The organism is Bacillus sp. EKM501B (genome assembly GCF_011800505.1).
GTDB classification, from domain to species: Bacteria; Bacillota; Bacilli; order Bacillales; family Bacillaceae_G; genus Bacillus_A; species Bacillus_A cereus.
The window spans coordinates 42,837-68,054 of record NZ_JAALFZ010000019.1 but is presented as its reverse complement, the minus strand read 5'-3'; the positions used below and the strand labels follow the sequence as shown (position 1 = coordinate 68,054).

The following is a 25,218-nucleotide window of genomic DNA, read 5'->3' as shown; positions in this document are numbered from 1 at the left end:
TTTATTAAGATGTATTTTTAGTTGCTGAAATAAATAGATTTATTTTTAAATAAGGAAAGTATCAGTCTTAATTGTGATGAGGGGAGGGGTATTTAAAATAATTTTTTATTGTTGTTGTATCAATTTGGTCAGCAAATAAAGAGGAGGGAGATTTTTGAAAAGTATTATGAAGGGTATGACATGTCTTGTTCAATTGTTCAATATAAGGAATGTATATATAATCTAAAACTGCTGGAGGTAATTCTAAAGTTTCTTGTTTCCATAAATCGAACTCATTTGGATTAATAATTTGCATACTTCCAAAATGAAAAGCTATTAATTCATCTTGATCAATAAAAACTTTATTATCTGTTTTGGATATAGAACTGCTATTTAAAATGACATTCCAAGGTGCTGCATCAATACCTTTATGAGTCATGATTTTTATATTAGAAAAGATGTTAGGAATGTGATTTAAATATTTTTGGTCACCCCATCTATTCATTTCAACATCATATTGATTATTGCAATATTCTAGGCATTTATCTTTCCACCATGTTAAAATTTCTTTACTATTTTGATCGTTTTTGAAGCCTACTAAACCAGCTTGGTATATACCGTGTATGCTTTCAATTTCAGTAGAGCTTCTTTGAGGGCAAAGGAATACAGAGTATTTCCACCATTCATCAAGAATGATATTAGGTGCTGTAAAGAAATACATATCAGCATCACAATATATAATGTGATCAACTTCCGGATAAAGACTAAGGACATGTAGACATAGGGGTGCTTTTAATGTCCAACAATATTCTTGTAAACTTCTATCATTTTTTATACTGAGGAGTTCATGATTTTCAATATCCTTTACCGGAATTAGTATGGCGTGCTTTAATTTTAATTTTTCTAATATTTGATACGTTAAATCATCCATACAACAAATCCATACAGTAAATTTAGCGTTGAAATTTTCTAAGGAATAATAAGAGGTCAATCCTTGGATTAATCGCTCTTTACTTATAATCATGGAAAAGTTCATAAAATGATTGGATTGATTCATTTTTCTTCTTAATTGTGAATCTTTATATAAAGTTTGAGCTTTATTTATATCTTTTTTACTTAAAAATTGTTTAGTCTCTTTATTGAATTTATCCTTTAATTGCTTTAAAACAAATTGAATTCTCTCTAAATACGGAGTGTAAATATGGTTTAATATATTATTGGGTATTGAAATTTCTCCCAAAGACCAAAGATCAAAATCATTTTCAGTAAAGATAGTAATACATGCAAAATGGTAAACAACTAGTTTGTCGTTTTCAATAAATATATCGTTTTTAGTCTTGTCAATTTTGTAATCGTTATTATATATACAGTTCCAAGGCGCAGCATTTATACCTAAGTTATTTGAAATTTTTACTTTTGGAAAATATATAGGGATATAATCTAAATACTTTTGGTCGCCAAATTTTCCCTCCTCAGCCTCGGCACTGCACCAATCTATACATTTATTTTTCCACCATCTTACACTTTTTAGTCCATAGAGATCATTCTTAAATCCAATTAGACCAGCCTGATATTTTCCATACATTTTTTCTACCCAATCACGATCTCTTTGGGGGGTTAGGAAAATAGAATGGTCACCCCATTCCTCAAAAATAATATTAGGGTCAGAGAAAAAGCATAAATCACCATCACAATATAGAATAGATGGTAAATCATAATTGACCAATAAATATTCTATCAAGACAGATTTTAAAGTCCAACAATATTCATTTACTTTTCTTTTTCTCTTAATTGCTTTTAATTCACGATCTTCCAATTCTTCAACTTGTAAAAGGTTTACATTAATTAAACTCATTTCTTTTAATAGTGAATATGCAAAAGGATCTATACAACAAATCCACAATGTGAATTTTTCTGAGTACTGCATTAATGATTGCTGTAAAGCAATAATTTTCAAGACATACTCACTACCTACAATGACGCAGAAATGATTATTTAGATCATGTTGTTGATTATAGAATTGGGGATCAATTCTTTTTTGAGTATTTTTTTTGGAGAGATTTGAAGCTTTAATTCCTGTTGAAAGTGGGTTAACTATTTTCTCATTAGAGGGGATATACAATCGAGGTAAACTTATTTTTTTATCATTAGAGTTCAATGCTTATTCAGTCCTCTCCACTAAAATTTATTTGGATTCCAACTTTCATTTACAGTTTTTAAATCTTTAGGTGTATCGACACTAGCCCAAAAGTCATTGTGTTCATAGACTGCGAGCTCATTGTCTTTTATTAAATTTCGAAGAGGATCTTCTTCTAGAACACAATCATCATTATTACTTAAATAATCGAATATTTCTTTGTTAAATACAAAAAAACCGCCATTAATTACTTCATCAAGTAATGGTTTTTCTTTAAAATCAATAGCAATTCCATCTTCGACCGCCAATAGGCCGTATTGACTATTTTTTTTAATTCCAGTTAATGTAGCAATTTTTCCTTTTTCTTTATGGAATGCTATTAGTTGATCAATATCTATATTGGCTAATCCGTCACCATAAGTTAATAAAAAGGTTTCACCCTGTACAAAGGATTCAAGTTTTTTTAGTCTTGCCCCGGTCATTGTATCAATTCCTGTATCTATAAAGTGTATATTCCAATTTTCTAATTTCTGAAGTAGCGTATATTGACTGGTTTTAAAATTCAAACTAAAGTCATTCTCTTTCCAGCTAAAGTCCATAAAATATTCCTTAATTTTCTCACCTTTATATCCTAAGGGCAAAATGAAATCAGAATGTCCATATTTTCTATACCAATTCATTATATGCAAGAGGAGAGGCTTTCCTTGAACTCGAACTAATGGTTTGGGAATGTCCTCTAAAATTCCTTGCATCCGAAGCCCTTTTCCGCCACACAAAATTATGACTTTCATAGATTTATTTCCTTCCTCTCTATATATTTTACTAATTTAAACTATGTAGTTTGTTTGGTAAATGTATACACGGTTGTACCATAATGACAATCAACTAAAAAAAATATGTTAGATTTATAATTCAGATGCTGATTAAACGTGGAGAATACACATTGTAGTTTATCATTAATTATATGTAAATTAGGTTCTTTTAAAATCTATGCTTTAGTTTATTTAATATTAATGAAAGAAATTGCTTGTTCTTAAGATAAAAGAAGGGGAAGGAAATCAAGGGAATTGAAGAAGCTTATAATGAAATATCCAAGAAGACAAAATATAAGATAAAGTATGGAAGTAAGTAGTCGTGAATGCACTACATAAGCAGAATATGCTGATCGCATAAATGATTATACAGAAATCAACAGAAGAATAACAAAGGGAATTAGTCATTTGAAGGAAAATGGAACAACTATTTTTACATTTTATAAATTCAAAAAAGAGCACCGCATAAAGGTGCTCTAGTGATGGAACTAATTTTGTAAAGAACTATTTATTCAATAAAGAAGGACTTACGAATTATTATATGAACGTTTTGTTAATTAAGTGTGTATCAATTAGACAGGAATTTTATTTCTCTACACCTATTTGATTTTACGGGCCAAATCATGTTAAAAGTAAGAAGAAAATTATTAAGTTAATGTTATTTTGTTTAAAATAACATCCCAATCGGAATCATCACCTTCCCATCTATCCTGATAACGTGGGAGTTCAATTGAACAAACCCTCGATATTCCCCAATTTTGTTCAACAATATTAGATATACCCTCCTTGAAATTAACAATAAGGATATTAAAATCCTTATTTGTAATTTTAGATAACACGTTTTGCAATTCAACCGCTTCATCTCGATTTCCCCAAATTCTAATGAATAAAATGGATTCACTACTATTTATTTTTTCAAGGAATCGATTAATTCTAGTGTCTAATTTAGCTTTAAAAGAAGGATAGGTTGATTTCAAATCCTTTTCTGAATTAATAGGAAAATCATGCATTGAAAAACAATTATAATAAGTGTCCTTTATACAGTAGGTAATTCGTTCTGCCCATTTAATTTGATTATCAAATTCTGATTCAATAAGACCGTAACTTTCGGAACCTTCTATAACCATATTTTCCAACTTCATGAATTTTTTAAATCGATTTTGAAGTAATCTGTTTACATCTGAAAGTGATGGATAATAAAACCAATCTAAAGGTCCAGAAAATGTTCTTAAATTGTGTCTTTTGATTTGGTTGGTGACTTGACACAATCCTCCTAAACTTACAATTACGCCATAGGATTTTTGTATATCTTCTAGGTTCATCCTCATCATCCTTTATAAAAGTAATTTAAATTATCTGTTCAGTATATGATGCAATAACATATTGATGTGGACCTATATATCAAAGTACATAGAGCTAAGACATTTGTATAAATTTAAAAAGTCAAATACCTAAGTTGAGGGATTTCATCTTTGACGTTATATCATGGAGTTATTATTGGAATGAAAGCTGGTAGGGATATTGCGCCAGAGTTATATTTTCTGCAGTAACTTAATTTAGAAAACTGTTCTTGATTACTGTAGTAAAATTGTTGTTTTTTAAACATTACTTATCCGGATTCATGAAAAGTATTTTAATGTATTATTTTATATAACAATATTTAGTTTTAATATTAAAACTAAAATATGGAAGTAACATAGGGGATTCACGCATATAGTAATGTTAATGGTAAAATTAACAAAATTTTCATTTAAATCAGATAAAACTATGATGTTTTTAACTTATAATAATGTTACTACGATGAAAAAATGGTTACTAATTAGTTAATTTAAAAATCAATTTTAGATAGGAAGAGGATAATGAAGACCAGAGATAGTTATAAAATTATTGTAATTGGTGCTGGGACAGCAGGACTATCTTCTACTGCACATTTATTACGAAATGTACCCCTATTGAAAGAAAGTATAGCAATTATTGATCCATCAAAAAAACATTACTTTCAGCCACTATGGAGTTTAGTGGGGGGAGGAATTGTTTCAAAGGAAAGTACGATGCGTAATCAGGAATCGCTTATTCCAAAAGGGGCAACGTGGATCCCTAAAAGTGTTGTTAAGTTATTTCCATCTGAAAATAAGATACTTTTAGATGACGGACTGCTACTTGAGTATGAAATTCTTATTGTAGCAGCTGGTATACAAATAAATTGGGACAGTATTAAAGGCTTAAAAGAGTCTATTGGCACTAATGGGGTATGTAGCAATTATTCTTATACATATGTTGATTCTACTTGGAGAGAAATCGAAAAATTTAAAGGAGGAAATGCGCTTTTTACCCACCCTAATACTCCTATTAAATGCGGTGGTGCTCCACAAAAAATTATGTACTTAGCAGAGGAGTATTTTTGTAATAGTGGTGTAAGAAACAGAAGTAAAGTAATATTTTATTCTGCAAACAATAACATATTTCAGGTTCCACGATATGCAAATACTTTAGAACAAGTACTAGAAAGAAAGCAAATTATAACGAATTATAATAAAAATCTAGTGGAAATTATCGCCGAAAAGAGAGAGGCAATTTTTGAAGATACGCAAACACTAAAAAGAGAAACCGTACCATATAGTATGATACATGTTGTTCCGCCAATGGGGCCACCTAATTTTATTAAAGAGAGTGAGATAAGTGATCATCAGGGATGGGTAGATATAAGCCCTTATACTTTGCAGCATGTGCAATATAAAAATATTTTTGGACTTGGAGATTGTACCAATTTACCTACCTCTAAAACTGGAGCAGCAATTCGAAAACAAATACCCGTCTTAAAACAAAATATTATGGATGTACTTAGCGGAAGAGATTTACAGGCTAAATATGATGGATATACATCATGTCCGATTGTTACAGGATATAAAAGTCTTATACTTGCTGAATTTAACTATGAACATGAGCCTCAAGAAACGTTTCCATTTAATCAAGCGAAAGAACGGTATAGTATGTTTTTACTTAAAAGATATATGTTGCCATATATGTATTGGAATTTAATGTTGAAAGGGATTCTATAGGAGAAGATAAAAAATGGTTACAAAAATTGAAAATCAATTTGAAATAACTAATTGGAGGGAATAGCTATGCTTTTAAAATATTTTTATGATGAAAAATTAGCACATGCTTCCTATTTAGTCGGTTGTCAGAAAGAAGGCGTAGCAATCGTTATTGATCCCAGTCGCTATATAGAACAATATATAGAGTTTGCTAAGAAAGAGGGGATGGAAGTAATTGCTGCGGCTGAGACTCATATTCATGCTGATTTTCTTTCTGGGTCTAGAGAACTTTCTACTCTTTACCATGCAAATTTATATGTATCTGATGAAGGAGATTGTGATTGGAAATATCAATATCTTAACGAAGGTCGATACAAATTGGTTAGAGAGGGCACGGAGTTTAAAGTAGGTCATATAAAATTTAATGTAATACACACCCCAGGGCATACGCCTGAAAGTATTTCTTTTTTAGTAACTGATACAAGTCAAAATAATTATACGAATGATAAACCGATAGGAATATTCACAGGTGATTTTATATTTGTAGGAGATATAGGAAGACCGGATTTATTAGAAACTGCAGTCGGTATTAAGGATACTGCAAAAATAGGAGCGAAACAATTATTTAATTCTATACAAAAAATAAAAATACTTCCTGATTATTTACAAATATGGCCATCACATGGTGCGGGAAGCGCATGTGGAAAAGCATTAGGAGCAATTCCAACTTCTACATTAGGTTATGAAAAGATGTTCAATTGGGCATTTCAGTGTAATGAAGAAAGTGATTTTATATCGACTTTATTGACGGGACAGCCAGAGCCTCCAAAGTATTTTTCATTAATGAAGAATTTAAATAAGTATGGTCCGCCAATTCGTAAGAAGAGAAAAAGTACTGCTATTAATACAGTAGAAGAGCTTCAAGAAATTTTGAAGAGCGTTCATCAAATAGTTGATATAAGGGATGTAGAGAGTTTTGCTGCAGGTCATATCGAGAAGTCAATTAACATACCTTATAACAATTCTTTCACAACTTGGTGTGGATGGTTATTAGATTATAAAAAAGAAACTTTAATAATTCTAGATGAGGAAAAGGTTAAAGTAGAGGCAGTTATTAGAGAATTTGAATCTATTGGGTTAGATAATATTATTGCTTTTGCACCCTTAAAAGTAATACAAAGACTTGATAGATTTGAAAGTTACAAAGAAAAAACATCGATTGAATTATATCCGCATATAAAAGGTGGAAGCGTTAAGGTTATCGATGTGCGTAGTAAAAAAGAGTGGGAGGAAGGACACCTTCATGATGCAATACATATCACTTTAGGTAATCTATTTGAACAACTAGATTATATACCGAAAGATTTTCCAATAGTTTTGCAATGTCGAACCGGATTACGTTCCGCTATAGCAGCTAGTATTTTACAAAGAGCTGGTATAAAGGAAGTAGTGAATTTAAAGGGAGGATTTCTTGCATGGAAAGAAGAAGGGCTTCCTTATACAACATGCAATCTCAATGTGTAGGAAAATATTATATGCTAGGTAAGAATAATTAAAAGAAGTTATAGATGACGTGTTAGAAAAGGGAATCATAATTGTCGCAGATTCAGGAAATACATTAGGATTATTAATTGATTATCCAGTTAAATATGAAAATGTAATATTTGTTTTAGCATTAAATAATTTAACATTGGATCCATCTTTTATGGAATGGCAGTGTTGGAAGTACTTAGGTATTATCAATAAGAACCCAATTTAAAATTCTCTTGGATGCAAGAGAATTTTTTTATTGGGAATAGTAAGGGGGAGGGGAGGTGCATTACATATGGGAAAAGGTAGAAGTAATAATGCTGGTAAAAAGCAACCGAATTTTGATGATTCATCTAATTTTGCTAAACAAAGCCAACCGACAGAAAAGAAGAAGAAATAAGAACAGGAGCTCTCTTGATAAAGGGAGCTCCTGTTAAAAGTGGACTGACGTTTCAGAATAACATATCGATGGATTAACCCAATAGCCATAAATACAAGGTTTTAATTTTTCGAAGGGCACCTAATTTAATATTATTGTCCCGCTTTTTTATACTTATTGACGCGTTAAATCCATTTAAAATGCTCCTTAATGGCGTTGGGCGTGACCTTCATTAAAATTTTTTAAACCTAATGGGACTTACCATTAAGAGGGCGAGGATTAAAGTAATCCATGCATTACTATATGAAAACAATGCCATACCAGCCAATGATAATCCTGCAGCTGGAATAGGTAATCCCTTAAAATATCCAATAGTTGGTTTAATACTAAATTTAGCTAATCTTAAAGCACCCATTGTTGGGAATAGGATAAATGCCAAAGAAGTTAAAATAGAAGGTGTTGCTATCGTATGAAATAAAAGCGCAGGAGCGACGCCGAAACTAACAATATCAGCTAAGGAATCCAATTCTATGCCAAACTCACTGTTCACTTTTAATTTTCTTGCAATTCTTCCATCAAGAAAATCTAAAACAGCTGAAAAGAAAATGAGAATGGAGGCTGCTCCTAAATATTCACTCATATTCAAGGTGATTGAGAAAACACCGCACAATAAATTTCCAATCGTAAATAAATTCGGTATAACTTTTACAAGCTGATTAAACAAGTTTGTTCCTCCTAAATTAATTAAACTTCACATTTCTGTAGCAATTTCTATATATTCTTCCGTTATTCTTAAAAATATATGACCACTGTATTACTGTAAGCTAATTAAATTTCGATAAGAGAAAAATTGATTTCTTAAATGTTCCACGGGTTTATAAAAATGTTTAATCATTTTCAGTACGCGTTATTGAATATTAGCACCTGATAGTTGATATTTCGAGTAGTCAGGGATTTTCCGGTTCTGGTGCAAAAAATTAAAGGTAATTAAAAATAATCTCTAAAAAGGAGACATAATGATACTATTATTTTAAAAAGGTTCGTGGTTGGTATCGAATATAAAAAAATAGAATTTTTATACAAAAATCACCCGAAAGGGTGCCTTTTGTACCTCTTAAAATGACTGAAGATGTGTTTACTTGAGTTCATTAGGTAGTTAGAGGTTGATAGACTATCTTTAACGAAAATGTTGAGTAGTTCATCTTCATTATATATCAATTTAATAATGATTGGGGATTTAGAAAGTTCCATGGAAAGTACATATCAACCTGATTGGAAGATTGGAAATTTAATAACTGGTGATACATTTTACTTAACGCAACATTTTGGTGCGCAAATGAAAATTTTTAAAGTCCACACAAATGGTACCCTAGAACGATTCCAAACAATAGAACCAGAATTAAAATAAAGTTTTTGTAGCATCAATTAAATTCATTTCTTTTTATGCAAACACACTTTCAGCGGAACTAACTTCTTCACTATTTTGCGCTGGAAAGACTTTATAAAAAATGGTTACGTTTTCTGATCTTGAAATAACCCTCTCAAATTGCAATCCTGCTTTTTCTAAAAGCTTTACTGCATCAACAATAGAAGTAATTGCTACAAAAGTTTTTTAAATAAAATTTATAAAAGCTTGATAGGTAATACCAAGGGAAAAGACCGTAGCTACTATATGTGCAGTCCATTTAGGCATATTTAAATTTAATACGGTATTGTACAACACTCCATATACGATACAAATGATTAATATGAATGCAATGAATTGAAGAACTAATAAAAATAGCGGTTGTTCCATTTATTCTCACTTCCTTTATTTGATATATTAATATAATTTATTTAAATGTGAAAGTTTTATTTCTATGAATTTCCAAAAAATGTGATATGAAAGGCATAGTAGTAATCACAAGAATTACTGCAAAACTATAAATGGAACTAAAAGTATTATGACGAGATCAGTAAAATAGTAAAGAAGGTCACCATTCACGGCGACCTTCTTTACTATGCGTTATACCCAAATAATTTTAAATCTTCTCCTGAATCTGAAATGATTTTCTCAAATCGTAATCCTACTTTTTCTAAAAGCTTTCCTGAGGCGATGTTATCTACAGAAGTAATTGCTACAATTCGTTTCATGCCGAGCTTTTGTACACCGTATTCGATTATCGCAGAAGCTGACTCGTAGCCATATCCTTTTGAACGGAATGTCTCTAAAAAGGCAAACCCGATATCAACGTCTTCTAATGAATCTCTTTTAATAAGGCCACACATACCAAGTGGAGTGAGATCTTTTTTTCGTTCTACTAAGTAAAGGCCGAATCCAAGTTTGTTATACATATCGATGGGACCGTTTACAATATAATTTTTTGCATCTTCTAAGTTACTAACTCCTTTGTCACCGATAAACTGAATCCATGCAGGATCGTTTACTAACTCAAGAATAAAAGGAGCGTCTTTTATATCAAACCAGCGAAGATTAAGACGTTCAGTTTCAAGAACTATCAATAATTACACCACCTTTAAAAAGTTATAACAATTAGTATGGATTGTGTAAAACAAAAGTGCAACATATTTTAATGGGGGTGTTTGTTCACATAAAGTTCGTTTGTTTTGTATAGAGAGATATCTTATAATTAGGATTGATTGTAAAGAGTGAGATGCTTATACAATGACTCCTAGGTGACTAGGAGTTTTTACTATATAACTATCATTATTACTAAATATGACACACTATACATTCTACTCAAGGAGGTACATAATGAAGAAATTATATAATGCATCGTTTACGTATTTGATTATCGGTTTATTATCAGGGATTTTCGCTAGGGAGTATGGTAAGTATAAAGGGATTTTAGGGTCTACTTTGTTAAATCTTTTGCATACGCATACACTTGTACTTGGCTTTTTCTTCTTTTTAATTGCTTTAGGATTAGCAAAAGTATTCGCGTTTCATGAAGTGCAAGGGTTTAATAAGTGGTTTGTTTTACATAATATTGCATTAACATTAATGTTAGGTTCGCTAGCAGCGAGAGGGCTTCTTCAGTTAAATGGAGCTGACTTTAAAGGGTTAACTTATATTGTAGGATTTTCTCATTCGTTGATGGCAGTTACTTTAATTTGGTTTATGTTGTTAATAAAGAAATCGTTTAAAATGTAGTGAAAAAGAACTTGTAGCGTGTGCTGCAGGTTCTTTTTTGTATGTTCAGGTTTAATAATCTTATTTTTCTAATTATTTTGTATAAAGATGGTATACTTGTTTTAAAATTAAAAAGGAGAGTTGATTATGGAAATAACAATTGAACATGTAGTAAATGAATTAAAAGGCATACTTCCTGAAGATCGAGTAGTAATAAATATGACAGTACGAGAGTTACATAGTAAAGATGAATCTTACCATAGTAGTAGTTTACCTGATGTAGTTGTTTTTCCAAAAACGACCGAAGAAGTTAGCGCGATAATGAAAATAGCGATTCAGCACGGAACAGCTGTCGTTCCATTTGGAGTAGGGTCCAGTTTAGAGGGACATGTAATTCCTTACGAAAAAGGAATTACAATGGACTTTTCTCTTATGAACAAAATACTTGAAATAAGAGAAAAGGATTTTCTTGTGAGAGTACAGCCAGGGGTGACGCGCTCTCAGCTTAATAAAGAATTGAAAAAGTATGGATTATTTTTTAGTGTAGACCCAGGAGCTGATGCAACGTTAGGAGGAATGGCTGCTACAAATGCGAGCGGAACGACAGCGGTAAAGTATGGGGTAATGCGTGATCAAGTTCGAGATTTAGAAGTCGTTCTTGCTGATGGAGGAGTAATACATACCGGGAATTTAGCGGCGAAGTCATCATCAGGTTATCATTTAAATGGTATTTTCGTAGGCTCAGAAGGAACACTTGGATGTTTCACGGAGTTAACTTTAAAAGTATACGGTATACCAGAACATGTTATGGCTGCGAGGGCATCGTTTCCAACTATAAATGATGCAGTAGAAGCTGTAATTAACATATTACAAGCAGGTATTCCAATCGCGAGAATTGAACTCGTTGATGAATTATCTATGAAACAAGTAAATTATTACAATGAAACAAGTTACAGAGAAGAACCGACACTGTTTTTAGAGTTTCACGGCAATGAAGCAGGGTTAAAGCAAGATATTGAATTTACGAAAGAAATCGTTCTTGATCATAAATGTATAGAAATTGCGTTTGAGACGGAAACAGCAGCGAGAAATAAGCTGTGGGATGCAAGACATAACTTAGCGTACTCTTACGTGCATAGTTATCCTGGTAAAAAGCTAATGAGTACAGACGTATGTGTACCAATTTCGGAATTAGCTGGAGCGATTCAACATGCGAAAGAGGTATTACATAAAGTAGGGCTTATTGGCGGTATTCTCGGTCATGTTGGGGATGGGAATTTCCATGTACTCTTAATGATTGACACAAATGATAAGGAGGAAGTGAAGAAGGCAGACGAAATAAATGAAAGTATCGTTCAGTATGCTCTTAAACGAGGAGGAACGTGTACAGGAGAACATGGCGTTGGAATCGGGAAACGAAAGTATCAAGAAGAAGAACATGGGGCGGCATTATTTGTAATGGAGAAAATAAAGAAAGTTCTTGATCCGCAAAATATTTTGAATCCGAAAAAGGTGTTTCAATTAAAAGATAGGGGCTGAGTGGATGAAAGTAATATAGCTGGAAAGTATTTTGCATTTTGGACCGGTTGCTGCACTCCCAAGTGTATTAGCGGCAGTATGGCATAACATTGCAGGGCCAATATTAGCAACCATCTGGTCAAAAAATAAAAAGAATACTTTCAGCGATGAAAATGTATCAATAAATATAGAAAAATAGGAATGATAAATAATGCAAAAACGTATTGTACATTTTGAAGGAATGGTTGTATTTTTAGCCACGATTTATATGTATTCGATATATGAGTTTAGTTGGATTATATTTTTTGTATTCCTTTTAGCGCCGGATCTATCAATGTTAGCATATGGGATTAATAATCACGTTGGTGCGAAAATATATAATGTATGTCACACATATATCATATCCATATTAATTGTTCTAATAGGTGTCTATTTTAAGATGGATATCGTTATAATGATTGGCTTAATATGGACAGCACATATTGGAATGGATCGAATGTTTGGATATGGATTGAAATATGAGACGGATTTTAAGGATACTCATATTCAACGGTTATAATTTGTTTTGAGAAGAGGGGTACGTTGAAGCAGAGAATTGCTATCGAAGAATATAATGTCAAATGGGAAAGTGAATTTAATAAAATATACACTCTTATTAACAATGTAATGGAAGACAGCATTGTATCTATTGAACATGTTGGGAGTACATCTGTTAAAGGGCTTGCATCAAAACCAATACTAGATATTGATATTGTAATAGAAGAGTACGAAATTTTTCATGAGGTAGTAAAAAAACTTGAGAAGATAGGGTACTATCATCAGTTAGAATGGAGCTTTAAAGGAAGAGAGGCGTTTGGAAGAAAGGATACGTTCGTTCCATGGAACGAGGGAAATACAGTTTGGATGGAACATCATTTATATGTGTGTGATAAAAATAGTGAAGAGTTGAGAAGGCATATAGTGTTTCGAGATTACCTTCGTGAACATACTGAAGTAGCTAATGAGTATGGAAACTTGAAGGAAGAGTTAGCAAGAGAGTCGAAAAATCGATCTAGTTATATTGAGGGTAAGACCGTATTTATTACAAATATATTAGAAAAAATAAACTAAAGCAGCATGGAATACATGCTGCCTATTGTTTTGAAATAGAAAGCTGCCATTATAAAACAAATACAAATTGGCCCTGTTGATTGATGCGGTTACTAAATATAATAGGAAATAAAATAGAAAAGAGCGGAAAAGAGGGAGCTTATGTACATACCAAAATATTTCGCAATACAAGATGAAGAGATGAAGTACGAAATAATGGAACAAAATAGCTTTGCGACATTATTTTCTCAACATAACGGAGAACCATATGCAACGCACTTGCCGTTGTTATTAAATAGGGAGACCCTTACTTTACATGGTCACTTCGCACGGCTGAATGAACAGTGGAAAGATATTGGGACTCAGCAAGTACTAGCTATATTTCAAGGACCACATAGTTACATCTCTCCGTCATGGTATGAAACAAACAATGCAGTACCAACATGGAATTACGTTGCAGTGCATGTATATGGTGAATTAGAAATTGTTGAAGATGAGAAGACATTAGTAGATTCTCTTCAAGATTTAGTAAATAAATATGAAGATCCAGAGAGCACCTACTCACTTAATGATGTAGATCCGAATTATATGGGAGGATTAAGTAAGGGAATAGTTGGATTCAAAATAAAGATAAATAAAATAGAAGGAAAAGCGAAGTTAAGTCAAAATCATTCTGTAGAGAGACAGAATTTAGTTGTGGAGAAACTTGAGAAAGTTGGTAGTGAGGAGAGTAAGAGGATTGCGGAGTTGATGAGAAAATAAAGCCTACATGAAAGGGAAATATTCTAAATAAGCGTATTTAAAAAGACCTTCTTAATTGAAGGTCTTCCGTTTTTTAAAGTGCTTTTTCAGTTGTTGTTGAGTTGTAGTCTTTACTTACGTCAACGGATTGAACAAGGTCAGGTCTTTGGGGTGCCGGGGTGTCCCCAATGTTTAATGCTACATATCCTAACTGTGTTTTCGGTGTTTCTGAGGTGAAGCTTAATCCAAGAGTTGTGATGCTAATAACAGCTAAGCCAATGATGCTCAATTTAATCTTTTTCATTATATCAAAGCTCCCTTTTCTTCATGTTTTTTTCTTGCTTGATTGGCCATGTAAAAGTATTGACTAGCTTTTATATGGTCTTCTTTTTCATAAAACATATTTGCTAGAACATCAGTGTACTCTTGTATACATTCCCAAAGGTTTTCTGTTTTAAAGTAAGAAATTCCTTCCAAAATTATCATTTCTAAATCATTTATAGAAGTTTTATTATTTAGTTCTCTTAAAATCATGAAACGATATTGAAACTCTTTGTTTTCTAGTTTATTTGAAATGTTTAATCCTTTTTTTATAAGTTCTTTAGCCTGAGTATATTCTCCAAGCTTGTAGTATTCACGTGCTTCAACAAAAAGTGCTTTAAAGTGATTTGGTTGCTTAGTTGTAACCTCTGAAATATGACGCATTGCTAACTCTGAAAGGTTTTGACTTGCATATAGCCAAGCTAAATTATGTCGTACTCTTAATGATAAAGTCTCCTCTGAATACTTCTGTAGAATATTTAATGCTGAATCAAGTCTAATTTCAGCTTGTTCAAACTGTTTTAAATCAATACAAGATAAACCAAAGATGTTATCACACAAAGCAACATTAATTTCACAGTTTATATGTTTTGAAAAAATCGCTTTAGCTTCATTTGCAGATTGGATTGCTACTAGTGGTTGATATGTTTGATAATAATAGGAAGCTAAGCGGTAGTTAAATTCAGCATTCTCTAGTTCGTCAGATACGTGTATTAGCAGCTTTTTAGCGTTCTCGAAAAGGTGTTTTGCTGCATTGTAGTTTCCAATAATTGTATTGTGAATAGCCTTGAAAAAATGATAATAATAAGAAAATAGCCCATTCTCTGGAAGTGGGAAAGAATCAATTTTATTAAAATCATCTTTATTAATATTTAAACCATCTGTTAAAATTTTGTATCTGAAATTAAAAAGTGAATAATACAATTGTAGGTTTGTATCTTCTTCTGAATTAGAGATGATATTTTCAATATCTTTTTTTATTTTTGTTGCATGGGTAGTTTGATGCTGTAAGATAGCTCTATACCAGTCATTAAATAATTTTGTAATTTGTTCATTACCTTGTAGTTGAACGTTCATGAAATCCCCTCGCTTTTTGAATATTCTTATAAAATATAGTATCAAAAATAAAAATATTTAGAAATGATGTTTTATATTTCTCAATATTTGTTTAACAAGCTTACGAGTAAGTCTATTGGAATAGTGTAGAATTTGTTTTGGATTAAAGAAATGGCATCGGGGGATGTGCATTTTAAAGTTTTAGTTGAGTGGGGGATATAAAAAGGGTGCGTTCACACAATTTATATGAACGCACCTTTTTACATATTAAACAATCAAGTCCCACAAAAAGTACGATAAGGGCGATTCGTCGGTGCAGGCGGAATGCAGTATTCTTCTTGATCTGTAGAATACGCATAAGGATTTGATAAAGCTTCAAGAAGTTTCTCCATTACGCTATAATCGCCATTTGTGACAGCTGCTTCTAGTGCTTCTTCTACACGGTGGTTCCTCGGGATGATGGATGGGTTATTATTTTTCATCATCTCGTAGGCGTTTTCTTTCGAATGTTCTTGTCTTTCTAATCGAGATTGCCACAGTTTGTACCATTCTTTAAATTCAGGACTTTCAAATAGAGCTGTATTTTCGATAGCATCAAGAGTTAATGAACGGAATGTATTTGTATAATCCGCTTTATATTTCTCCATCATTTTTAAAAGTTGCTCAATAAGTGGTTGATCTTGTTCTTCGGTACTAAATAGTCCTAATTTCTTTTTCATTCCAAGGAACCAATGGTTTTCATACTGTACGCTAAATTTCGAAATTTCGTCTTGGGCGATTTTTAATGCTTCTTCTTCATCTTCGTGCAGAATTGGTATTAAAGATTCTGCTAATCGAGCGAGGTCCCATGCGGCCATATATGGTTGATTTCCATATGCATAACGACCTTGTGTGTCAATAGAGCTAAATACGGTTCCTTGATTGTAATTGTCCATAAATGCACAAGGACCGTAATCAATTGTTTCGCCACTAATCGTTATATTGTCAGTGTTCATTACACCGTGGATAAATCCAACAAGTTGCCATTTTGCGATAAGACTGGCTTGTCTTTTAATGATTTCTTGTAGTAATGCAGTATATCGGTTTTCATGAGCTTCAATTTCTGGGTAATGCCTTTTTATCGTATAGTCAGCTAGTGATTTCAGGTCCTCTATTGAACCACGAGCTGCAGCATATTGAAATGTACCGACGCGTATATGGCTACTAGCTACTCTAGTTAAAATTGCTCCAGGTAACTTTGTTTCACGATATGTTGCTTCACCAGTTGTGACAACTGCTAAACTGCGAGTAGTCGGAATATCAAGTGCATACATTGCCTCACTAATGATATATTCACGTAGCATCGGACCGAGTGCAGCACGGCCATCTCCTCGGCGTGAATAGGGAGTAGGGCCAGAACCTTTCAGTTGAATATCGAAACGCTCACCTGAAGGAGTAATTTGTTCGCCAATTAAAAGAGCACGACCGTCGCCTAACATATTAAAATGTCCGAATTGATGGCCAGCATATGCTTGAGCTAATGGATGAGCTCCTTCTGGGAGTGCATTACCAGCGAAAATAGCAATTTCAGCTTCCTTTTTCAGTTCTTCAGGGGTCAAGCCAAGAGATATCGCTAATGAATGGTTTAGTTTAACTAACTCCGGTGAACTTACGGGAGTAGGGGGGATTTCTGTATAAAATGATTGTGGTAAAGTCGTATAACTATTATCTAAATTCCAACCTGTTTCATTATTTTTAGTCATTGTATCTCCTCCTTTTTGTATTTTAAGTTATGTATTTGTACGTATGTATTCTTTGTAAAGTTAACTAAAAGTATAATATAATATTTCCCCTTGCAATCTATTGTAAGGACTTCATTGCACTATGTCTATTTAACAGCAAATTTAAAACCTCCATTTTAAGAAAATGGAGGTTTTATTATTATTTAATTTTTACAATTATTTTTCCTTTTGCTCTTCCAGACTCTGAATATTCCATTGCTTTTTGCGCATCTTCAAAAGGGAAGACTCGATCAATTACCGGTTTGATTTTTCCGGCTTCAATATAGTTTGCAATAGTACGTAATTGATCCCCGCTTGGCTTCATAAATAAAAATGAATATTGAGCATTATGCTTTTTTTCAAGTGCAGTAAGTTTTTTGCTGGCTAATGAAAATAAGAGAGTTTTAAAGAATCCTGAACCAAATTCTTTACCGAAGCGAGCATTCGGCATACCTGAAACGGAAACAATGTTTCCTCCGCTTTTTATAATATTGAATGATTTTTCAAGTGTTGCACCGCCGATTGTATCAAATACCGCATCATAATTTTGTAGTATATCTTCAAATTTTTCTGTTTTGTAATTAATAATTTCATCTGCGCCAAGAGACGTTACTAAATTTGCACCAGCTTCACTAGCAGTCGTTGTAACAATGGCACCCATTATTTTTGCTAACTGAATTGCGAAAGTACCAACACCACCGGATCCAGCGTGAATTAAAATCTTTTGACCTTTTTGTAATTGCATGATGTCATGTAATGCTTGATATGATGTTAAGCCAACGAGTGGAATCGAAGCCGCTTCCTCAAAACTTAGATTTTTTGGTTTTAAAGCAATATCATCTTCATGAATGGCTATATACTCCGCGAAAGTACCAATCTTATTTTTTCTTGGACGAGCATATATTTCATCACCGACTTTAAAACGAGTCACTTTTGATCCAACCTTCGTGATGACACCGGAAAAGTCATTCCCAAGGATTAGAGGCATTTCATATTTCAGTAACATTTTAACTTTTCCATCACGTATTTTAAAATCAATTGGGTTAATACTAGCTGCATGAATTTCTGCGAGCACTTCATACTCATTAATTTCAGGAGTAGGTACCTCTGCCATACGCATTGGGACTTTTCCATATCTATCAATTATCATTGCTTTCATTTCTTATACCTCCAAGTTTTAATAAAAGTTTTACAATAGCTTCTCAATATCTAATACAAGATTTTTTAATAAACCTAATTTTGTACGTATATCAATATAATAAAAATTCTTTGTACCTTCTTTTTTCATTAAAATAATGCCAGCTTCTCGTAAAATCTTAAGGTGATGTGATACTGCTGGACGGGAAAGGTGTGTTTGCTTCGTAATTTCTCCTACACGTAATCCTGTTTGACATTCCGTTTCCATTAGCACTAATAAAATAGCTTGACGTGTTTCATCACCAATTGCCAATAATACTTTTTGAGAATCAATAAAATCTTTTTTTATAATATTTAATTGTTCTTGTTTATTCATTTCAATCACTTTGCCTCCAGGTAATTAGTCGAAAGGTTTAAGATGATGAACCATTACTTCGATACGGTAATGCTACATGATTGTTGCATGAGGTGCAATATTGAGAAAGAAAATCGAGACGAATGAATTTTTTATTGTTGAAAATTATAGGGAGATAGAAAAGGGATTGGAAGGATTACATAACACAATAGATGAAGTTTTAAAAACAAAAAATGATGTAACAATAAAATAAGCGGTCGTAACCTTGTATAATCCATAAGGTTACGACCGCTTATAATGTTTGTATTATTTTTGATTTTTACGATAGAACATGATTCAACGTAAAGTACATTCTTTTGTTTTACACTTTCATACAGACACAATTCAGGTGGATTATAGATGTATGAAAAGGTAAAAGGAATTTTGGGGCGTAATCTATTTATATGATAATTCAAAATGAAATATAAGTCTATATTTTAATGTTTTTTTTGATTATATTTATGTCACTGAGCTCAGAACAATGATGTGGAGGGTAAATATATGAAATCGAATTATGTACCAGTTTTAATTGTTGGAGGGGGATTATCTGGGTTAGCGTCTGCGTTATTTCTTGCAAAACATAATATTGAGTACTTACTTATTGAAAGGCATCCGTCTACTGCCATTCATCCGAAAGCAGGCGGTCTTACTTTACGTACAATGGAGTTATTTCGAGAATTAGGCTTGGAAAAAAGAATTAAATTGGCAGGTAAAGCATTAGAGAACTGCAGAGGAAGAATAGCGGTTCATACAATAGCTGAGGCGAATAAAGAAGAATTGGAACAAATGAGAGCGACGCAATACGGAAACGATGAAGAGTTACTTCAAAAAATAGAAAAGATTAGTCCATCAAAACAAACTGCGTGTTATCAAATTATTTTAGAAGAGATGATGTTACAAGAAGCGAAAACATTAGGCGAGCAACTATCTTTTTATCATGAATTAGTTTCATTTGAACAAAATGAAAACGGGGTAAAAGCAACGATTCGAAATCGTGAAACAGAAAAAGAAAGTGTCATACATTGTGACTATGTAATTGCAGCGGATGGAGCGAAAAGTAAAATACGTGAGCAGTTAGGGATTAAAACTGAGGGTCGTGGAACCATTGGTGGCTATTATATGAATATTTATTTTGAAGCTGATTTAAGTGAGTTTATACAAGGAGATGCATTCGGTTTTTCGATGGTACTTCATCCGGAGGTTCTTGGTGCACTTATCCCGGTTGATAACGTAAAAAAATGGATTTATCATGTAGCCTACGATCCATTAAAAGGAGAGGGGCTAGAGGACTTCACTATAGAACGTTGTAAACAAATTATTCAAATAGCAATTGGAAGTACAAATGTTGAATCAAAAATATTAAGTGTTTTACCGTGGGAAGCCGCTGAAAGTACAGCGGTGAAATTTCAAGGAAATCGAACCTTTTTAGTTGGCGATTCTGCACATATTATGCCGCCAACAGGAGGATTTGGTTCAAATACAGGAATACAAGATGCGCACAATCTAGCTTGGAAATTAGCGGCTGTTATAAAAGGGAAGGCAAAACCAAAATTGTTAGAAACATATCATGAGGAGAGACACTCTGTTGCAAAATTAACGACAGCTTATGCAAGTAGTTTACTGTTTCGTGCTGCGAATAGAGAGGAAGGCAGTTTGAATAATATGGATGGTTTAGCTGTTACAGTTGGATATCAGTATTGTTCAGAGGCGATTATAGATGATTCAGTCACTCCGCATAGAATGGATAGTATAGAGTTGAACGGAAGACCTGGAACGCGAGCGCCACATTTATGGGGAACGTATGAGGGGAAGAAAGTTTCTACATTAGACTTATTCGGTAACAGTTTTGTATTACTTACAGGAGTAGAAAATAGTTCTTGGGCTGAGGCAGCACATGCTGTTTCAGCTAAATTAGGAATACATCTAAAAGGGTATCGTGTTGGCTTAAGTGGAGACTTTATTGTTCCAGAAGATATTTTTAGCAAATTATATGGTATAGAGAATGGAGGTGCTGTATTAATTAGACCAGATGGCTTTATCGGATGGCGTTCGGAAAAAACGGTAGTAAATCCAGATATAGTATTGGAAGAGGTAATGAGAAATTTATTATGTGATTTTTAAGTAACTACAGAAATATTGTTTTATGTACTTCACTGTACTGAAAAAAATATTCACAAATTTCAATAGGTTTGATATGATTAAATTCGACAAGTTAATAGAGGCCGGAGATATTTGAGAAAAGCCATAAATTTATTTAGGGATACAGGAGTGTATTCTAAATAATTTATGGCTTTTTTTATTGAATGAACCGTACAAAATAGGGAGTTACATGTGAAAAGGAGGGCTATAGAAATTAAATAGGATAATACTAGTTTTCTATATTAATAATATAGAAAACATTTGTAAGATTGGAATTTTAATATAGGTTTATAAAAATAATGAAAGTGTGTCTTCTATTTCGTGTAAATCTCATTAGCTTGTTGAAATTTGCAACGTAGGAAGGGTTTGAAGGATGAGAAAGATTATTAGCGTTTTAGTTATTTTCTTTATGACAGGAAGCATCTTTGCTGGGGGAGCTGTTCATGCGAAAGCAGAAGGAAAGCATGAATGGAATACGAATAAGTTTTTAAATATTGCACATCGCGGAGCAAGTGGACATGCACCTGAGCATACTTTTGCTTCTTATGATCTAGTGAAAAAAATGAAAGCGGATTATTTAGAGTTAGATATTCAATTAACAAAGGATGGCCAATTAATTGCAATGCATGATACAGCAGTTGATCGCACTACAAATGGAACAGGCGAAGTACGAGATAAAACGTTAAGCGAAATAAAGAGTTTAGATGCTGGATCATGGTTTAATAAAGCGTATCCAGAAAAGGCTAAGCAAGAGTATGTTGGGCAAAAGGTTCCAACTCTTGAAGAAATCTTCCAAAAGTATGGAAGAAGTATGAAGTATTATATTGAAACAAAATCACCAGATGTGTATCCAGGAATGGAAGAGAAATTGTTGGCGTTGTTACAAAAATATAATTTAGTAGGCCAAAACATGTCTTCTAGCCGTGTTATGATTCAATCATTTAGTAAAGATAGTTTGAAAAAGATTCATAGTATGAATGAAAATATTCCGTTAGTTCAATTGCTTTGGTATTATCCAAATGAAAACAATGAAATTGTTGAATGGTCTGGTATTACACATGAACCGAAAAGTGTAACAAATGATGATTTTCAAGAAATTAAAAAGTATGCAGCTGGTATTGGACCAAACTTACGTAATGATAACGGAGAACTAATTATTGATGAGTCATATATGAAAATGGCTAGGAAAAATGGACTGTTAATTCACCCTTATACAATTAATGAGAAACCCGATATGAGACTGTTAATCAAATGGGGTGCTACAGGAATGTTTACAAATTATCCGGATCGATTACATAGTGTATTAAAGGAAAAATAAGTGGAAAAGGGTATACCAGTGTTTTAGGTATACCCTTTTTAATTTAACTCCCCGATAAACGTAATCTCTTTTTCATAGCATTCATCTGCATCATAAATAATTTCTTGAAAGTGAAGCGTTTTGAAGGAATGACAAACTGAAATTTCCCATGTCTCCCAAAAATCAATTTCATTTGAAAGAAGAATCCATTTTTGAAATTCACTATCTCTATTAAAGAAATTATGAAAGTAGTCCTCATTTTTAAATATAATGATTTGCGAATCCCATAAATTATTTATAGAAATCAAAACAACAACTCGATATGTATGGGTATCGCTCGGTTTCATATTTATTAAATGATTTGCTTGATTTAATAAGGTTTGAATACATAACCGTTTTACTTTTCTAGGTGTTTTACGAGAGTCAATAAAAGCTTGCGAAACTGGCAATAGCATATTCCAATATTCATCGTTATAGAAAGTAGAAGGGAACGTTTTTATATGTTCCTCAATTCGCTTTATCATAGTGTTTGTTTTTCGTTTCATACCACGTATTTTCTTTTCACGCATTGTGAGTCATCTCCATAAATTTTTGTAATGCAGCAGAGTGATATATATCTTTTCTAGTAATAAAAGTAGTAGGAACTTTTTTGAAGCTATTTGGTAAAGGATTGAATGATATGTCATGTTTATGACCATTTAAAATAGACTTCATCATAATTGCTATGCCCATACCTGATTTTACACATGCGAGTATCGCTTCAATTGTTCCAAACTCAAATACTCGCTTAGGTGAAATTCCTTCTTCTTGAAGCCAATCTTCTAATAAATTTCTATAATAGCACCCGTGACTAAATGCAAGTAAATTCATGTCTCCTATTTCTTTAAAGGAAGATAAAGGCTTTTTGCTAATGAGAACTAATTCTTCTTCACGAAATATATTTGTATGAAGTTCAGCATGCTGAGTAGAGCCAGCTATAAACGCTCCGTCCAGTTTTCGTTCTAGTACAAGCCTAATTAATTGTTCTGTCGTATTTGATTCTAAAATCAATTCGACTTTTGGGTATTTCTCATAATAGGCCGTTAATATAGATGGAAGTCTTACAGCGGTTGTAGATTCTGTACATCCAATTTTTAAAGTGCCTCTTGGTTCGATCCCATTACTTTGAACTGCTTTAACAGATTGATCCATTAAGTGGATAATTTGTTTGGCGTATGTTAATAAAATCTCACCGTTAGAAGTTAAAGTTACACCTTTTCCGTTTCGGTAAAATAAAGGCACACCTAATTCGTTTTCTAGTTGTTTCATACGCATTGTTACGCCAGACTGTACATAGTTTAAATTTTTAGCTGCGTGAGATATGTTTTTTTCTTTCGCAACTTCGTAAAATACAGTTAAATCTTTTATATCCAAGTATCATCCCTCCAGAAAAAGTATCATTTTTTTTGATGGATTACATGATAAATCTTTATTTTATATGATATCAGAACTTTCATACAATGGAAGGGGATGGAGGGATTATTGTGTTAATGGAAGAAAGGGTGAATAGTACTTATAAGTGGGTTATGTTAATTTTTGCGACGGTTGCTCAAACAACAGCGACACTTATAACGTATGGTGTTGGAGCGTTTGCTTTATTTTGGAAAGAAGAATATGCACTTACGAATACGGAGATTGGATTGTTAGTAAGTGTTGTAAATATAGGACCGCTATTTTGTATGCTTTTTGTCGGGCGGCTACTTGATCAATACAATGAAAAGTTGTTAATTTCGATAAGTTCATTTTTACTAGGAGGTTCGTTTTTACTGACTAATATGGTCAATGGATTTAATGGGTTACTTTTTGTACTTTTATTAGTAGGAACGTTTTATAGTGTTTCGCAGCCAGGAGGAAGTAAGGTGATAATGAAGTGGTTCTCAAAAGAAAATCGCGGGTTAGCGATGGGGATTAGACAAGCCGGTATACCGATTGGTGGTACATTAGCGGGAGTATTGATCCCGTTTCTTACAATAAAATATAATATGGCCTATGCGGTAAATAGCATTGCATGTATTTGTATAATTGGAGGGTTTTTATTTTTTATATTTTATAAGGAACCATATATTCAAGAGAACGTTAAACAAGAACGTAGTAAACTTTCTTTTTGGATGCAGTTAAAAGAAGTGATGTGTAAAAAAGAGTTGTATGCAATTTATATAACTGGCATTTGTATGATTTCATTGCAAATGGTGTTAGTTGCACACTTTATAAAATTTTTAGTATTGGAACAATCAATCACGCCAATTTTAGCTGGAAAAGTATTTTCCGTTATGTTCTTTTCTGGAATGGTTGGTAGGGTTATATTAGCGACTACTAGTGATTTATTTTATAAGGGGAATAGGCGTACCCTCTTATTTATAACTGTTTGTATTTCTATTTTCTTCATTCTAATATTAGTAATGAGCATACATACAATAACGAATGTATTGTATGGTGTAAGTGCATTGTTAGGGTTCTTTTCAATTGGATGGTTTAGTCTTTTTATAACTGAAGTTGCGGAGTCAGCAAGTGAAGAATCGGTAGGGATGACAGTGAGTTTTGCACTTACATTAAATCAAATTGCCATTATTGCTGCGCCTGCTTTATTTGGTTATATTGTAGATAAGAAGGGATATACGTATGCGTGGTTATGCATAGTTGTATTACTAACTATTTCAGCGGTTAGCTTATATGGGAAGTATAGAAAATGAAGGAATGTTAGCAATGTAAATTTTTTATG

The 25,218-nt window shown here is 32.7% G+C and carries 25 protein-coding genes and 1 pseudogene; 13 read left to right on the top strand and 13 right to left on the bottom strand.

The window, feature by feature from the left end; translation table 11 throughout:
• Positions 1 to 67: 67 nt before the first annotated feature.
• The 3 genes from HFD78_RS24325 to HFD78_RS24315 form a co-directional block, all read right to left on the bottom strand.
• On the bottom strand, positions 68 to 2,137 hold the full coding sequence (locus HFD78_RS24325; protein ID WP_098204669.1) for a glycosyl transferase: 2,070 nt from the start codon (positions 2,135 to 2,137) through the stop codon (positions 68 to 70).
• Between the two features lie 20 nt (positions 2,138 to 2,157).
• A complete protein-coding gene (locus HFD78_RS24320; protein WP_000864432.1) occupies positions 2,158 to 2,907 on the bottom strand; it encodes a sugar phosphate nucleotidyltransferase in 750 nt (249 codons plus the stop codon).
• Positions 2,908 to 3,575: 668 nt separating this feature from the next.
• Positions 3,576 to 4,250 (bottom strand): papain-like cysteine peptidase, encoded by a 675-nt coding sequence (locus HFD78_RS24315; protein WP_001047153.1) that lies wholly within the window; start codon positions 4,248 to 4,250, stop codon positions 3,576 to 3,578.
• A gap of 537 nt (positions 4,251 to 4,787) precedes the next feature.
• Between HFD78_RS24315 and HFD78_RS24310 the strand changes: the two genes are divergently transcribed.
• Together HFD78_RS24310 and HFD78_RS24305 are read left to right on the top strand one after the other, a co-directional pair.
• Entirely contained in the window at positions 4,788 to 5,987 is a 1,200-nt protein-coding gene (locus HFD78_RS24310) for an FAD/NAD(P)-binding oxidoreductase (protein ID WP_000857316.1), read from the top strand.
• A 66-nt stretch (positions 5,988 to 6,053) separates the two neighbouring features.
• Positions 6,054 to 7,490 carry an MBL fold metallo-hydrolase gene (locus HFD78_RS24305; RefSeq protein WP_000925329.1) on the top strand — a complete coding sequence of 479 codons (1,437 nt, stop codon included), beginning with the start codon at positions 6,054 to 6,056 and terminating at the stop codon, positions 7,488 to 7,490.
• A 617-nt stretch (positions 7,491 to 8,107) separates the two neighbouring features.
• On the opposite strand, the gene pssA is transcribed toward HFD78_RS24305, so the two are convergent.
• Positions 8,108 to 8,599: a CDP-diacylglycerol--serine O-phosphatidyltransferase gene (gene pssA / locus HFD78_RS24300; RefSeq protein ID WP_061655026.1), complete on the bottom strand. Its 492-nt coding sequence runs from the start codon at positions 8,597 to 8,599 to the stop codon at positions 8,108 to 8,110.
• A gap of 501 nt (positions 8,600 to 9,100) precedes the next feature.
• Here pssA and HFD78_RS24295 point away from each other — a divergent pair.
• Positions 9,101 to 9,283: a DUF5065 family protein gene (locus HFD78_RS24295; RefSeq protein ID WP_002000399.1), complete on the top strand. Its 183-nt coding sequence runs from the start codon at positions 9,101 to 9,103 to the stop codon at positions 9,281 to 9,283.
• A 204-nt stretch (positions 9,284 to 9,487) separates the two neighbouring features.
• On the opposite strand, the gene HFD78_RS24290 is transcribed toward HFD78_RS24295, so the two are convergent.
• Positions 9,488 to 9,670, bottom strand: coding sequence for a hypothetical protein (locus HFD78_RS24290; RefSeq protein WP_191968122.1), 183 nt, complete (start codon positions 9,668 to 9,670; stop codon positions 9,488 to 9,490).
• A 203-nt stretch (positions 9,671 to 9,873) separates the two neighbouring features.
• Positions 9,874 to 10,377: a GNAT family N-acetyltransferase gene (locus HFD78_RS24285; RefSeq protein WP_000636208.1), complete on the bottom strand. Its 504-nt coding sequence runs from the start codon at positions 10,375 to 10,377 to the stop codon at positions 9,874 to 9,876.
• 253 nt (positions 10,378 to 10,630) lie between these two features.
• On the opposite strand from HFD78_RS24285, the gene HFD78_RS24280 reads away from it, so the two are divergent.
• The 6 genes and pseudogenes from HFD78_RS24280 to HFD78_RS24255 all read left to right on the top strand — a co-directional run bounded on the left by HFD78_RS24280 (position 10,631) and on the right by HFD78_RS24255 (position 14,377).
• Positions 10,631 to 11,029 carry a DUF2871 family protein gene (locus HFD78_RS24280; protein ID WP_000737896.1) on the top strand — a complete coding sequence of 133 codons (399 nt, stop codon included), beginning with the start codon at positions 10,631 to 10,633 and terminating at the stop codon, positions 11,027 to 11,029.
• Between the two features lie 126 nt (positions 11,030 to 11,155).
• The gene (locus HFD78_RS24275) at positions 11,156 to 12,547 is read left to right on the top strand and encodes an FAD-binding oxidoreductase (protein WP_000406571.1); all 1,392 of its coding nucleotides are present in this window, start codon (positions 11,156 to 11,158) and stop codon (positions 12,545 to 12,547) included.
• 34 nt (positions 12,548 to 12,581) lie between these two features.
• Positions 12,582 to 12,725 (top strand): annotated as a pseudogene (locus HFD78_RS24270) (bile acid:sodium symporter family protein); the annotation flags it as partial.
• Between the two features lie 12 nt (positions 12,726 to 12,737).
• A complete protein-coding gene (locus HFD78_RS24265; RefSeq protein WP_001172065.1) occupies positions 12,738 to 13,085 on the top strand; it encodes a DUF4260 domain-containing protein in 348 nt (115 codons plus the stop codon).
• Positions 13,086 to 13,108: 23 nt separating this feature from the next.
• Positions 13,109 to 13,636, top strand: coding sequence for a GrpB family protein (locus HFD78_RS24260; RefSeq protein WP_049107830.1), 528 nt, complete (start codon positions 13,109 to 13,111; stop codon positions 13,634 to 13,636).
• Between the two features lie 141 nt (positions 13,637 to 13,777).
• A complete protein-coding gene (locus HFD78_RS24255; RefSeq protein ID WP_000275790.1) occupies positions 13,778 to 14,377 on the top strand; it encodes an FMN-binding negative transcriptional regulator in 600 nt (199 codons plus the stop codon).
• Positions 14,378 to 14,450: 73 nt separating this feature from the next.
• On the opposite strand, the gene HFD78_RS24250 is transcribed toward HFD78_RS24255, so the two are convergent.
• From HFD78_RS24250 to HFD78_RS24230, 5 genes are all read right to left on the bottom strand, one after another.
• Positions 14,451 to 14,660 (bottom strand): hypothetical protein, encoded by a 210-nt coding sequence (locus HFD78_RS24250; protein WP_000721431.1) that lies wholly within the window; start codon positions 14,658 to 14,660, stop codon positions 14,451 to 14,453.
• Positions 14,660 to 15,754, bottom strand: coding sequence for a response regulator aspartate phosphatase (locus HFD78_RS24245; RefSeq protein ID WP_001102728.1), 1,095 nt, complete (start codon positions 15,752 to 15,754; stop codon positions 14,660 to 14,662). The genes HFD78_RS24250 and HFD78_RS24245 overlap by 1 nt, the downstream gene beginning before the upstream one ends.
• A 254-nt stretch (positions 15,755 to 16,008) precedes the next feature.
• Complete coding sequence (locus HFD78_RS24240) at positions 16,009 to 17,475, bottom strand: protein adenylyltransferase SelO (protein WP_000164910.1); 1,467 nt, start codon at positions 17,473 to 17,475, stop codon at positions 16,009 to 16,011.
• A gap of 178 nt (positions 17,476 to 17,653) precedes the next feature.
• On the bottom strand, positions 17,654 to 18,652 hold the full coding sequence (locus HFD78_RS24235; RefSeq protein ID WP_000646441.1) for an NADP-dependent oxidoreductase: 999 nt from the start codon (positions 18,650 to 18,652) through the stop codon (positions 17,654 to 17,656).
• A gap of 30 nt (positions 18,653 to 18,682) precedes the next feature.
• Positions 18,683 to 19,015, bottom strand: coding sequence for an ArsR/SmtB family transcription factor (locus tag HFD78_RS24230; RefSeq protein ID WP_000571868.1), 333 nt, complete (start codon positions 19,013 to 19,015; stop codon positions 18,683 to 18,685).
• A 91-nt stretch (positions 19,016 to 19,106) separates the two neighbouring features.
• On the opposite strand from HFD78_RS24230, the gene HFD78_RS29855 reads away from it, so the two are divergent.
• The 3 genes from HFD78_RS29855 to HFD78_RS24220 all read left to right on the top strand — a co-directional run bounded on the left by HFD78_RS29855 (position 19,107) and on the right by HFD78_RS24220 (position 22,481).
• Entirely contained in the window at positions 19,107 to 19,238 is a 132-nt protein-coding gene (locus HFD78_RS29855) for a hypothetical protein (RefSeq protein WP_001227549.1), read from the top strand.
• A gap of 287 nt (positions 19,239 to 19,525) precedes the next feature.
• Positions 19,526 to 21,145 carry an FAD-dependent oxidoreductase gene (locus HFD78_RS24225; RefSeq protein ID WP_000841674.1) on the top strand — a complete coding sequence of 540 codons (1,620 nt, stop codon included), beginning with the start codon at positions 19,526 to 19,528 and terminating at the stop codon, positions 21,143 to 21,145.
• Between the two features lie 391 nt (positions 21,146 to 21,536).
• On the top strand, positions 21,537 to 22,481 hold the full coding sequence (locus HFD78_RS24220; protein WP_001226340.1) for a glycerophosphodiester phosphodiesterase: 945 nt from the start codon (positions 21,537 to 21,539) through the stop codon (positions 22,479 to 22,481).
• 38 nt (positions 22,482 to 22,519) lie between these two features.
• On the opposite strand, the gene HFD78_RS24215 is transcribed toward HFD78_RS24220, so the two are convergent.
• On the bottom strand, positions 22,520 to 23,029 hold the full coding sequence (locus tag HFD78_RS24215) for a DUF3916 domain-containing protein (RefSeq protein WP_001208329.1): 510 nt from the start codon (positions 23,027 to 23,029) through the stop codon (positions 22,520 to 22,522).
• Complete coding sequence (locus tag HFD78_RS24210) at positions 23,022 to 23,873, bottom strand: LysR family transcriptional regulator (RefSeq protein WP_000351686.1); 852 nt, start codon at positions 23,871 to 23,873, stop codon at positions 23,022 to 23,024. Before HFD78_RS24210 ends, HFD78_RS24215 begins: the two co-directional genes overlap by 8 nt.
• A gap of 86 nt (positions 23,874 to 23,959) precedes the next feature.
• Between HFD78_RS24210 and HFD78_RS24205 the strand changes: the two genes are divergently transcribed.
• Positions 23,960 to 25,189: an MFS transporter gene (locus tag HFD78_RS24205; protein ID WP_114160383.1), complete on the top strand. Its 1,230-nt coding sequence runs from the start codon at positions 23,960 to 23,962 to the stop codon at positions 25,187 to 25,189.
• Positions 25,190 to 25,218 lie beyond the last annotated feature (29 nt).